Annotated in this window: 10 protein-coding genes and 1 pseudogene; 10 read left to right on the forward strand and 1 reads right to left on the reverse strand. The window is 51.7% G+C overall.

What is annotated here, in order from left to right; translation table 11 throughout:
• Window positions 1–56: 56 nt before the first annotated feature.
• Window positions 57–827, reverse strand: a complete 771-nt coding sequence (gene map / locus ACJJIR_RS05925; protein ID WP_282933678.1) for a type I methionyl aminopeptidase — start codon at window positions 825–827, stop codon at window positions 57–59.
• A gap of 325 nt (window positions 828–1,152) precedes the next feature.
• Here map and rpsB point away from each other — a divergent pair, with 325 nt between their 5' ends.
• The 10 genes and pseudogenes from rpsB to bamA (ACJJIR_RS05975) all read left to right on the forward strand — a co-directional run bounded on the left by rpsB (window position 1,153) and on the right by bamA (ACJJIR_RS05975) (window position 12,766).
• Window positions 1,153–1,899 (forward strand): 30S ribosomal protein S2, encoded by a 747-nt coding sequence (gene rpsB / locus ACJJIR_RS05930; RefSeq protein WP_282933677.1) that lies wholly within the window; start codon window positions 1,153–1,155, stop codon window positions 1,897–1,899.
• 113 nt (window positions 1,900–2,012) lie between these two features.
• Complete coding sequence (tsf, locus tag ACJJIR_RS05935; protein ID WP_282933676.1) at window positions 2,013–2,876, forward strand: translation elongation factor Ts; 864 nt, start codon at window positions 2,013–2,015, stop codon at window positions 2,874–2,876.
• A 162-nt stretch (window positions 2,877–3,038) separates the two neighbouring features.
• Window positions 3,039–3,776: a UMP kinase gene (gene pyrH / locus ACJJIR_RS05940; protein WP_282933675.1), complete on the forward strand. Its 738-nt coding sequence runs from the start codon at window positions 3,039–3,041 to the stop codon at window positions 3,774–3,776.
• Window positions 3,773–4,330, forward strand: a complete 558-nt coding sequence (frr, locus tag ACJJIR_RS05945; protein WP_282933674.1) for a ribosome recycling factor — start codon at window positions 3,773–3,775, stop codon at window positions 4,328–4,330. The genes pyrH and frr overlap by 4 nt, the downstream gene beginning before the upstream one ends.
• Window positions 4,330–5,085: a polyprenyl diphosphate synthase gene (uppS, locus tag ACJJIR_RS05950; protein ID WP_444907645.1), complete on the forward strand. Its 756-nt coding sequence runs from the start codon at window positions 4,330–4,332 to the stop codon at window positions 5,083–5,085. Before frr ends, uppS begins: the two co-directional genes overlap by 1 nt.
• A gap of 122 nt (window positions 5,086–5,207) precedes the next feature.
• A complete protein-coding gene (locus ACJJIR_RS05955; protein ID WP_413662816.1) occupies window positions 5,208–6,053 on the forward strand; it encodes a phosphatidate cytidylyltransferase in 846 nt (281 codons plus the stop codon).
• Window positions 6,054–6,162: 109 nt separating this feature from the next.
• On the forward strand, window positions 6,163–7,347 hold the full coding sequence (gene ispC / locus ACJJIR_RS05960) for a 1-deoxy-D-xylulose-5-phosphate reductoisomerase (RefSeq protein ID WP_444907646.1): 1,185 nt from the start codon (window positions 6,163–6,165) through the stop codon (window positions 7,345–7,347).
• Between the two features lie 60 nt (window positions 7,348–7,407).
• Entirely contained in the window at window positions 7,408–8,763 is a 1,356-nt protein-coding gene (rseP, locus tag ACJJIR_RS05965; RefSeq protein ID WP_282933671.1) for an RIP metalloprotease RseP, read from the forward strand.
• 111 nt (window positions 8,764–8,874) lie between these two features.
• Window positions 8,875–10,152 (forward strand): annotated as a pseudogene (bamA, locus tag ACJJIR_RS05970) (outer membrane protein assembly factor BamA); the annotation flags it as partial.
• A 61-nt stretch (window positions 10,153–10,213) separates the two neighbouring features.
• Window positions 10,214–12,766, forward strand: coding sequence for an outer membrane protein assembly factor BamA (gene bamA, locus ACJJIR_RS05975; RefSeq protein ID WP_444907647.1), 2,553 nt, complete (start codon window positions 10,214–10,216; stop codon window positions 12,764–12,766).
• Window positions 12,767–12,790 lie beyond the last annotated feature (24 nt).

Here is a 12,790-nt window from a genome sequence, read left to right on the forward strand (position 1 = left end):
GCTACTGTGGTGCCGCGAGTATTGCAATTATTCCTCGCGGCACTGTCAGTACGGCTTTAGAAGTTCTCCTCGCTACGCGCTGTGAGTACTTCTACCCCGTCGCTAGTCACTGCCATGGTGTGTTCCCATTGGGCGGAGAGACGGCGGTCCTTGGTTACTGCAGTCCAGCCATCTCCCAACACTCGTGTGGCCGCTTTGCCTGCGTTAATCATGGGTTCAATGGTGAAGGTCATGCCCTCTTTGAGCACTTCACCAGTTCCCGGCTGACCGTAGTGAAGAATTTGTGGGTCTTCATGGAAGACATCGCCGATGCCGTGTCCGCAGAAGTCGCGTACCACTGAGTAATAGTTTTTCTCAGCGTGCTGCTGGATGACGTGGCCAATATCGCCGAGGGTGGTGCCGGGGCGGACAATTTCGATGGCCTTGTACATGCACTCCTGGGTGATTTGTACCAAACGTTCAGCGTGGGCGGCGGGCTTGCCGGCAAAGAACATCTTGCTGGTGTCACCGTACCAGCCATCTTTGATAACGGTCACATCGATATTAATGATGTCGCCCTTCTTGAGAATTTTGCTCTCGGAGGGGATACCGTGACACACCACTTCGTTGACGGAAGTGCATATAGATTTTGGGAAGCCGCGATAACCGAGGCAGGCCGGGATCGCCTTTTGTACCTTCACGATGTGTTCGTGGCAGCGTCGATCCAGTTCTTCGGTAGTGACTCCTGGAACGACATACTCGCCAATCATTTCCAGCACCTCTGCGGCGAGGCGGCCTGCGGTGCGCATCTTGGCGATTTGTTCTGGGGTCTTAATGGCTGAGGTCATGCGTATCCTTTGTTTCTGGGTTGGGGCGGGTAGCGCCCAAGAGGCGGGCTATTGTAGCGGATTGCTGGCTGTAGGACACATTTTGCCGCTATTGGCGCAAGGATGGCCCAGGTGTCCCGCCAATAGCATTGAGGCGTGATCATTTGCGCGAAATCGGTGCCAATTCTTCACTATGAGGTGCACTTGTGGTATAAAGCGCGCCGCCTGGGGATACTCCCTGGGCGAGTAAAAGCCGCACACGCATCGACACATGTGTCTGGGTGCTCTGAAAGGGGTTGACGCATGGGATACGTGGAGGACTAACCCGTATATATAGAGGTTTATTATGCCGCAAGTAAGTATGCGCGATATGCTGCAGGCTGGTGTTCACTTTGGTCACCAGACCCGCTACTGGAACCCGAAGATGGGTCAATTCATCTTTGGTGCCCGCAACAAGATTCACATCATCAACCTTGAGCACACTGTACCGGCTTTCAACGAAGCCCTGCAGATCATCAAGGGCATGACTGCTCAAAAGAAAAAGATTATGTTTGTTGGCACCAAGCGTGCTGCACAGAAGTCTATCAAAGAGCAGGCAGAGCGTTGTGGCCAGCCTTACGTCAGCAACCGCTGGCTGGGTGGTATGCTCACCAACTACAAAACCATCCGCGCTTCCATCAAGCGTTTCCGTGAGCTGGAAGCCCAGTCTCAGGACGGTACTTTCGAGAAGCTGACCAAGAAAGAAGCTCTGATGCGTACCCGTGCCATGGATAAGCTTGAGCGCTCCATCGGTGGTATCAAGGATATGGGTGGCCTGCCTGACGCGATCTTCGTAATCGACGTTGAGCACGAGCGCATTGCTATCCAGGAAGCTAACAAGCTGGGTATCCCCGTAATCGGTGTTGTCGACACCAACAGCGATCCCGCTGGTGTTGATTACGTGATCCCCGGTAACGACGACGCTATCCGCGCAATCAAGCTGTACACCACAGCTGTAGCCGACGCAGTACTTGCTGGCGCTGCAGAAGCTGGTAACACCGTTGCGAAGGACGAGTACGTCGAAGCTAACGATGACGAAGCCGCTGCAGAGTAATTTGCAGGGCTAAGTGGTGTAACACAGTCGTTTTACACTGCGAACTCAAAAAGGGGCCCGAATTACGGCCCCTTTTTTCTAATTTTTAGTGACAGAACCCCGAGGATTGAATCATGGCGATTACCGCGTCTATGGTAAAAGAACTGCGCGAGCGTACCGGCCTGCCGATGATGGAGTGTAAGAAAGCTCTGACGGCTGCTGATGGCGACATCGAAAAGGCGATTGAAGACCTGCGCAAAGCCTCCGGCCTGAAGGCCGCTAAGAAAGCTGGCCGCACCGCTGCTGACGGCGTTGTTGCCGCTAAAGTTGCAGAAGACGGCAGCTACGGCGTACTGGTTGAAGTGAACTCCGAGACTGACTTCGTTGCTCGCGATGAAAACTTCCAGGCGTTTGTTGCCAAGGTTGTGGAGAAGGCATTTGCCGATCGCCAGCAAGACGTAGCTGCCCTGATGGAAGGCGAGCTGGAAACTGCTCGTGAAGCACTGGTTCAGAAAATCGGTGAGAACATCGGCGTGCGTCGTATCGAGCTGGTTGAAGCCCCAGTTGTAGGTGCTTACGTTCACTCCAACAACCGCATCGCTGCCCTGGTAGCTCTGAGCGGTGGAGAGATCGAGCTGGCCAAAGATGTTGCCATGCACGTGACTGCGGTTAACCCGCAGGTGAACAAGCCGGAAGATATGCCTGCTGACGTCCTGGAAAAAGAAAAGGACATCATCAAGGCTCAGCCGGATATGGAAGGCAAGCCGGCTGAAATCGTAGAGAAAATGATGGGTGGCCGCATCAAGAAGTTCCTGAAAGAGAACAGCTTGGTAGAGCAGCCTTTTGTTAAGAACCCGGACGTAAGCATTGGCAAACTGGTTAAAGATGCCGGTGCCGATGTGGTTTCCTTTGTTCGCTACGAAGTGGGTGAAGGTATCGAGAAGGAAGAGGTGGATTTCGCAGCGGAAGTTGCGGCCCAGGTTAAGTCCTCTTCTTAATCGCATATTATTGGGTGCCCTCGGGCGCTCAATCGCAGTGGGGTGCTTCCGCTGGGGTTTCTTACCCACAGTGGAGCACCCCTCTGTGTAAATGACTGAAATTGTTGTAATGTTCAGCGGCAAGGCCTGGCCACTAACAGGTACATTGAAGGGGACTAACGAATGCCCGGTATTAAAGACCGCAAGTATAAGAGAATTTTGTTAAAGCTCAGCGGCGAAGAGCTGATGGGTGATCAGGGTTTCGGTATCAGTCCCAAGGTGCTGGACAAAATGGCCCTGGAGATTGGGCAGCTGGTCGGTATTGGGGTCCAGGTGGGTTTGGTTGTTGGCGGCGGCAACCTGTTCCGTGGGGCTGCGTTGAGCGCTGCAGGTCTCGACCGTGTGACCGGTGATCACATGGGAATGCTGGCCACGGTAATGAACGCCCTGGCACTGCGCGATGCCCTGGAAAGATCTGACATCTCCTCGAGAGTGATGTCTTCGATTCAAATGAGCGGTATTGTCGATCACTACGATCGCCGTGCGGCTATTCGCTACCTGGAGCGTGGCGAAGTTCTGATTTTTGCTGCCGGTACCGGCAACCCTTTCTTTACCACTGATTCTGCAGCTTGTCTGCGCGGTATCGAAATTGAAGCCGAATTGGTTTTGAAGGCGACCAAGGTCGATGGCGTCTACTCTGCTGATCCCAAACTCGACCCGACAGCAACTCGCTATGACCAGTTGACTTACGATGAGGTTCTCGACAAGAAGCTCGGCGTGATGGATTTGACCGCTATCTGCCTGTGTCGCGAACACAATATGCCTGTACGTGTATTCCGCATGGATAAAAGCGGAGCGCTGTTAAATATTGTGGTTGGCGGCGTGGAAGGCACCTTAATTGAAGAGGAAGTGAAATCGTGATTGAAGATATAAAAACAGACGCGAAAGCTCGTATGGGTAAGGCACTTGATGCCCTGGCTGGAAATTTCAACAAGATTCGCACCGGCCGTGCACACCCGAGTATTCTCGATGGCATCCACGTCTCCTATTACGGTTCTGATACTCCGTTATCTCAGGTTGCCAATGTTACTGTTGAGGATGCGCGCACTCTTTCCGTAACTCCCTGGGAGAAAAACCTGGTCCCGGATATCGAAAAGGCCATTATGAAGTCCGATTTGGGCCTCAATCCCAGCACAGCTGGTGCGGTTATCCGTATTCCAATGCCTATGCTGACCGAAGAGACCCGCAAGAACTTCACTCGCCAGGCAAAAAGTGAGGCAGAGACGGCGCGGGTTTCCATTCGCAATATTCGTCGCGATGCGCTGGCGGACGTGAAGTCACTGGTCAAGGACAAGGAAATTTCTGAGGACGATGAGCGTCGCGCAAGTGACGACATTCAGAAAATTACCGATCAGTTTGTCGCTGATGTGGACAAAGCACTGGCAGCGAAAGAAAAAGACCTGATGGAAATTTAATGAGCATCGGTGGTACCGAGCTACATGCTCCCGGCCCACGTCACATCGCCATTATTATGGATGGCAATGGGCGCTGGGCTGCCCGAAAGGGCCTTTCCCCTTCAGCCGGCCACAAGGCCGGTGTCGAGCGTATCCGCGACCTGCTTTCAGCTTGTAAAGCCCGCGGCGTTAAAGCGCTTACTCTGTTCGCCTTCTCCAGCGAGAATTGGCAGCGCCCTCCGAAGGAGGTCGAGCTGCTGATGAGCCTGTTTAATTCCTATTTGCGCAAAGAGGCCCGGCGGATGCGGGAGGAGGGGGTTCGCCTGAGAGTTATTGGTCGACGGGACCGATTCTCTCCTCGCTTGCAGCGCGCTATAGCCGAAGCGGAAGATATCACCCGCGCAGGGACTGAGGGCGACCTGATAATTGCGGCTGATTACGGCGGGCGCTGGGATATTGCCCAGGCGGCCCGTAGATTGGCTCAAGAGGTTGCCGATGGTACGCGCTCCCCAGAGTCGATTACTGAGGATGTACTTGGTAAGTACGTACGGCTTCAAGATCTGCCACCGGTAGACCTTTTGATCCGCTCCAGCGGTGAGCAGCGTATTAGCAACTTTATCCTCTGGCAGGCCGCTTACAGTGAATTCTATTTTACTGATACGCTTTGGCCCGACTTTGACGAAGTCGAACTGGATAAGGCTATCGCAGAATATGAGTTACGTGATCGCCGCTTCGGCGGTCGCGCGGAGGGGGATGACGCGATCGCTCAGGCGTGATCCGGGCAAGTCTGCGGCGCCAGGCTTGCGATACAAATTGGTTGGAAATCTTTGCCGACACGCTCTTGATCTGTACAGAGTATCCAGACAGAGTGGTCAAGTTACTAACAAAGGGGTTTGCGGTGCTAAAACAAAGAATAATTACTGCTTTGGTGCTATTGGCACTGTTTATGGGGGTATTGTTTTTACTTCCAATGCAGTGGTTTTCACTGATATTTGTGGCGGTTATCTTGCTGGCGGGCTGGGAGTGGGCCAACCTCTCGAATTTGAATCGAGCCTTGCGCTTCGTTTTTTTGGCCGCATTAGGGTTAACCCTAATGGTCACGGCTCAATACGTCTTTTCAATGAATTTTGATGATCCAGATATCGATCGCGGCCGCCAGATTCTGGCCGTGGCCTGTGGTTGGTGGGCGCTCGCTTTCTTGTGGGTGCAGAGCTACCCGTCCAGTGCTGCTCTGTGGGGCAACCGGTGGGTACGCGGCCTGATAGGCCTTGTTGTGTTAGTTCCAACCTGGTTGTCACTGGTAGTTTTGCGGGGCTTGGATCACGGAGCCTGGCTGGTTCTTTATGTGGTGGCGATCGTTGCAGCGGCGGATGTCGGTGCTTATTTTGTCGGCCGCAAGTTTGGTAAGCGGAAGCTGGCTAGAGAAGTTAGTCCGGGCAAGTCCTGGGAGGGCTTTTTCGGTGGCTTGGGTGCTTGCTTGATTTTGGCCCTCGTAACTTCCTACCTATTTGAGCTTCCACTGAAAAATACTGTCTTGTTCACTTTTGGTGTCTTGGTTACTGCACTGGCTTCAGTTATTGGGGACCTGGTGGAGAGCATGTTTAAGAGGCACAGAGGGATTAAGGACAGTAGTCATATGTTACCGGGGCACGGTGGCATCCTCGATCGGATAGATAGCCTTTCCGCGGCTCTTCCAGTGTTTACGATGGCCGCACTAGCGAGCGAGCTGCCGAAATACTTGTAGAGGCGTTTCCGCTCCATTTTTGTGTTTTATTCGCTAGCGCCCAGCTTAATGCTGGGCGTGCAATTGTTTGGTGGCAGCAATATTGCTATCAGAGGTACGAAAAGGGCCTATGCAAGTAATTCCCCCGCAACAAATTACCGTTCTCGGCTCCACTGGTTCGATCGGCGTGAGCACTCTGGATGTGTTGGCGCGACACCCGGAAAAATATTCTGTTTTTGCCCTTACCGCCCGTGAAAGGGTTGCCGACCTTGCTCAGCAGTGTCGGCGGTTTAAGCCTCAATATGCTGTTGTTGTCGATGAGGCGCGAGCTGAAGAGTTGCGAGTACTGCTTGGCGATGAAGTGGATACGGAAGTCCTAAGTGGGGTGGAGGGTTTGTGTCGTGTTGCCTCCGATATTCTGGTCGATACAGTCATGGCGGCGATTGTAGGGGCTGCGGGATTGCGCCCAACCTTGGCGGCAGTAGACGCGGGCAAGAAAGTGTTACTGGCGAACAAGGAAGCGCTTGTTATGGCGGGCCCAATATTTCAGAGGGCCTTGAATAAGAGTGGTGCGCAACTGTTGCCGATTGATAGTGAGCACAATGCAATCTTTCAATGTTTGCCATTCCCCTGTGAGGATCTCGGAGCTGCGGGCGTGGAAAAAATACTGCTTACGGGTTCGGGCGGGCCATTTCGCACACGGGCTGCGAATGAGTTGGGGGCGGTGACGCCGGATGAAGCTTGTGCACACCCCAATTGGTCGATGGGCCGGAAGATTTCTGTTGACTCCGCCACAATGATGAATAAAGGGCTCGAATTTATAGAAGCGTGCTATTTGTTTAATGCGCGCCCTGAGCAGATTGAGATAGTCGTGCACCCCCAGAGTATTATTCACTCGATGGTACAGTACCGGGATGGCTCTTTACTGGCGCAGATGGGTAATCCGGATATGCGCACGCCTATTGCCCATGCCCTGGCTTTTCCCCAGCGCATTGATGCAGGGGTGCCGGCTTTGGACCTGATTGCGCAAGGCAGGCTAGATTTTGAGGCCCCGGATTTTAATCGTTTTCCTTGTCTGCGTTTGGCGCGAGAGGCTGTAAATGAGGGAAAAAGTGCTCCAACAGTCTTAAATGCAGCGAATGAAATTGCAGTAGAAGCCTTCTTGGAGGGACGTTTAGCATTTACTGATATTGCATTAGTGATAGAAAAAGTGATGAATAGGGCTCCCGTTGTTGAACTGTCGGGGCTCGAGGCAGTCGAAGCCATTGATTTCAATGCGCGAGAACTGGCCAAGCAGGCGCTTGCCGCCCTCTAAACACATTGCCCGGCGTATAATGGCCGCTAAATTGCGTATGACAAGAAGTTGTAGCTGAGTATGGATCTAATTCAGACGGTAATCTGGGCCTTGGTGGCTCTCGGTGTACTGGTATCTTTCCACGAGTTTGGGCATTTTCTTGTAGCACGTCTATGTGGTGTTAAGGTGCTACGCTTTTCTGTGGGGTTCGGCCGCCGGTTGATCTCCCGCTATGATCGCCACGGTACCGAATTCACTATTTCCGCTATCCCCCTCGGTGGTTACGTAAAAATGCTCGATGAGCGCGAGGGGCCTGTAGCGGCTGAAGAGCTGGATCAGGCGTTTAACCGCAAGAGCGTATGGGCGAGGATGGCGATTGCCGCTGCCGGCCCTGCCGCTAACTTTCTTTTGGCGGTAGTCTTTTTCTGGGCTGTGTTCCTCGGTGGAACAGCGGGCCCCGTTCCTATTGTGAAATCCGTTGAGCCCGGGAGTATTGCTGCGTCGGCAGGCCTTGAGTCCGGGCAGGAAATTGTTGCTGTTGATGGTGAGGCTACCCCCACTTGGCAGGCCCTCAATTGGCGCCTGGCAAACCGCCTGGGTGATAGTGGCACCATAGAATTCTCTGTGCGCTATCCGGATTCCAACCTCGAATACCATATGGTGGCGGATATCAATCGCTGGCTTGCCGGCCGTGAAGTTCCCGATCCGCTCGGGGAGATTGGACTGCAGCTCTGGACTCCACCGGTGAGTATGACTCTTCATAATGTAGTGGAGGGGAGTCCGGCAGCCTCAGCTGGACTCAAGGCTGGAGACAAGATTGTCTCGACCGATGGCCGTGACTTTTCATCTTTTCAAAGCTGGACCGATTATGTGAGAGCCCGCGCTGGTGTTCCAATGGATATCACTGTCGAGCGTGGAGGCGAACCGCTGACGGTGTCCGTAACACCGGCGGAGATCAAGCTGGATAGTGGTGAAACCATAGGGCAGGTCGGAGTGCAGCCGGTATCAGAGACTTGGCCCGATGATCGAGTACGGATTTACCACTATGGGGTGGGCGGCGCTTTAGTAAAGGGCTTGCAGGAGACCTGGGATAAAACAGTCTTTACCCTGAATAGCTTGAAGAAACTATTATTTGGTCAACTTTCGACCAAAAACTTGAGTGGCCCCATTACCATTGCTAAAGTGGCGGGTACTTCCGCGGAAGCGGGATGGCAGTCATTCCTGTCATTGCTGGCGTTGCTCAGTATTAGTCTTGGTGTACTCAATCTGTTGCCTATCCCGGTACTCGATGGTGGTCACCTCCTTTACTACGGTATTGAGGCGATCAAGGGGTCCCCTGTTTCAGAGAGGGTGCAGGTGATTGGTTTACAAGTGGGCATGGCCCTGGTGCTCTGCATTATGGGGCTGGCTCTGTACAACGATATTTTACGTTTGTAGTGCCCTGGATTAACTTTTTTCCGGGCTGATAATGTGAGTGAGATTTTTATACGTGTGAGACGTTTTGTCTTGGCACGATTTTGTTGTGAGTAAAAGCGACTCGGAAGCGGTATGAAGTATTTGCTGAAAGCGATCTTTCTGGGCCTGGTGCTGCCTCTCAGCGCTTTGGCACAGTCGTTCGTTCTCAGCGATATCCGAGTAGACGGGTTACAGCGGGTTTCTGCGGGTACAGTTTTTTCAGCGCTTCCTATTCGGGTAGGCGACGAAGTTGAGCCTGGCGAGATTCAGGATGCAACCCGAGTATTGTTCCGTACAGGTTTTTTTGAAGATATTCAGATTGGCCACGAAAACAGCGTTCTTGTTATTACCGTGAGAGAACGACCGGCTATATCAAAGATAGATATATCAGGAAACAAAGCGATTGCCACTGAGGATCTACTGAAGGCGATGCAGGAATACGGTCTCGCCGAAGGCCAGATCCTAAAGCGTTCGACCCTCAGGGGGTTGACCCAGGAGTTTGAACGCCAGTACGTGGCGCAGGGTCGATATGGCGCCAGTGTTAAAGCGGAGCTCAAGGAGCTGCCGCGCAACCAGGTTGAACTACGGGTTGCTGTTGATGAAGGGGCTGTTGCTGCGATTAAGCATATTAATGTTGTAGGAAATCGTGCCTTTTCTGATAAAGAGCTGGAAGAGATTTTTGAGCTTAAAACTACAGGCTGGCTCTCTTGGTTGCGCAGTGATGATAAGTATTCTAGTGAGAAACTCACTGGTGACTTGGAGCGCTTAAAGTCCTATTACCTGGATCGTGGATATCTTGATTTCCAGATTGATTCGACACAGGTATCTCTAGGGCCGGACAAGAAAAGTGTATTCATTACCGTTAACGTGATTGAGGGTGGTGTTTACACGGTTAGTGAGGTGGAAATTGCTGGAAACCCGATAGTAGCGGAGGAGGAAATCAACCGCCTGCTATTGGTACGAGAAGGTCAGCGGTTCTCCCAAGCGAGGGTGACGACCACTTCAGACTATATTGCTAAACGCTTGGGTAACAAAGGTTACGCTTTTGCCGAAGTGAATGGTGTTCCTGAGGCCAATGAAGAAGAAAGTACAGTAAAAATTACCTTCTTTATTGATCCGGGAAAGCGCACTTATGTGCGACGTATTAGTTTTCGCGGGAACACTCGCACCGCAGATGAAGTCTTGCGGCGTGAACTGCGCCAGATGGAGTCAGCTTTGGCTTCCTCTGCGCGTATAGAACAATCCAAAGTGCGTCTTGAGCGCCTTGGATACTTGAAGGTAGTGAAAGTTGAAACAACTAAGGTGTCCGGCACCTCAGACCGGCCCGATGTTGATTACATGGTAGAGGGGCAACCCTCTGATTCTGGGGGAGCGGGGCGCTAGTTTGCGTTGTAACTCCTGGATTGCGAATAAAAACACCTGGAATTAGTAGATGAAACATTTCCTGAAAGCGGCTTCTCTTAGCCTGGCACTGCCTCTCAGTGCTTTAGCACAGTCATTTGTAGTTGATGACATCCGTGTGGAAGGGCTGCAGCGCGTCTCTGCCGGTACCGTATTCTCAGCTCTCCCTGTGCGAGTAGGGGATGAGGTGGAGACTCTGGAAATCCAGAGTGCCACTCGGGCACTGTTTCGCACAGGTTACTTTGAGGATATTCAAATAGGCCAGGAAAATGGTGTCCTGGTCATTACTGTGCGTGAGCGACCTGCAATTTCCAAGATCGAAATTACGGGCAACAAGGCGATTGCGACAGAAGACCTGTTGAAAGGCATGCAGGATAATGGCCTTTCAGAGGGGCAGATCTTCAAGCGCGCAACCCTAGAGGGGTTGGCTCAGGAGCTGCAGCGTCAATATGTTGCCCAGGGGCGCTATGACGCCAGTGTGAAAACTGAAGTAAAAGAGTTGCCACGCAACCAGGTCGAGCTTCGCGTAATTGTTGATGAAGGCTCAGTAGCCGCGATTAAGCACATCAATATTGTGGGTAACAAAGCGTTCTCCGATGAAGAGCTTGGAGAGATTTTTGAGCTGCAAACCACCGGCTGGTTGTCGTGGCTGCGCAGTGATGACAAGTATTCCCGCGAGAAATTGACCGGCGACCTGGAGCGTCTCGAATCCTATTATCTGGATCGTGGGTACCTGGATTTTAAAATTGACTCCACCCAGGTCTCCTTGAGCCCCGATAAAGAGAGTGTTTTTATTACCGTCAATGTATTTGAGGGCGATGTTTACACCATTAGTGAAGTGGATCTGGCCGGTGATCCTGTAGTTCCTGAGGAAGAAGTTAAGCGTTTGCTACTGGTACGGGAAGGGCAGACCTTCTCCCAGGTTCGGATGACAACAACCTCGGATTATATTACCAAGCGCCTGGGGAATGAGGGTTATACCTTTGCTGAGGTTAATGGTATCCCTGAGCCGAATAAAGAAGAGAAAACGGTAAAAATTACCTTCTTTATCAACCCCGGCAAGCGGGCTTACGTTCGTCGAATTAACTTCCGAGGAAATACTCGCACCACAGATGAGGTTTTGCGCCGCGAGATGCGTCAGATGGAGTCAGCCTCTGCTTCCTCTGCCCGTATAGAGCAGTCTAAAGTCCGTCTTGAACGCCTGGGCTACTTCAAAGAAGTTGAGGTGGAAACCTCAGAGGTACCGGGTACATCCGATCAAATTGACGTTGAATACACGGTTGAAGAGCAGCCTTCAGGGTCTATCGGCGGCACAATTGGTTGGGCCCAGAGTAGTGGCTTGGTACTGGGAGCCAATATCCAGGAAAATAACTGGTTAGGTACCGGTAAATCCGTAGGTATTGGGATGAATGCCTCCACCTACCAGACTTCTGTGAACTTCTCTTACCTTGACCCTTATTTTACACCGGATGGTGTGAGCCGCGGCTTTAATGTCTTCTACACAGAGAATGATTACTCCGAAGTTAACCTTTCTGACTACAACACCACGACTTATGGTGGTGGTGTTAGTTTTGGTTACCCGATGTCGGAAATATCTCGTGTCGGCCTTAATGTGAGCTTTAACCACCTCGAGTTATCTACCGGCTCAGGTACTGTCCAGGAGATTGCATCAAGCCCAAGCCTTCTTGATGGAGTCGCCCTGAAGGGAATTACAGAAGATAACTATGATTTGATTCTGGAAGCTCTTGCAGAAGATGAGACCCTCGATCTTGCGATGGATATTGACGATAGTCAGTTTAATACTACTTTTGACGGATTTATCGATCGCTACGGAGACTCGTTTGACAATGTTGCTTTAACAGCATCCTACGCCCGCTCCACCTTGAACAGAGGAGTTTTAGCGACTCGAGGAGCCTCACAGAATCTCTCTTTGGAATTTACCGTTCCCGGCAGTGACCTCGAATATTACAAGCTGGTTTACACCGGACAGTATTTCCGACCACTGACTAAGAGCCTTACCTTGCGCTTGCGAACCCGATTGGGTTATGGCGATGGATTTGGTGATCTTGATGAGTTGCCTTTCTTTAAGAACTTTTACGCAGGTGGTTTTGGCTCCGTACGCGGATTTGAGCGTAACACTCTAGGCCCTCGTTCCACACCTTATGAATACTATTCGGCTCTTGGCTGTGCCACTGAGGACGGGGAGATTACAGAGTATTGTTATTTTGTCGACGATGATGGCGATTTAGTAGTTAGCTCTTACGATGACGCCGATCCATTTGGCGGTAATATCCTGATTGAAGGTAGTGCAGAGGTAATCTTCCCATTGCCCTTTGTTAAAGATCAGCGTTCCTTACAAACCGCTTTCTTTGTTGACGCGGGTAATGTATTCGATACCAGCTGTGGTGATACCCAAATCAACTGTTACGATGTGGACTTTGGTAAGATGAATGTCTCTGCGGGGATAGGCTTGACCTGGATTACCGGTTTTGGCCCGCTGACATTCAGTTTGGCGAAAGCTCTTAAGAAAAATGATGATGACGATGTGGAAGTATTCCAGTTCACTCTGGGTAACAGCTTCTAAATTTGTCAGATAAAATGAATTAGG

This window comes from Microbulbifer maximicatervae (SeqCode), from assembly GCF_052467385.1.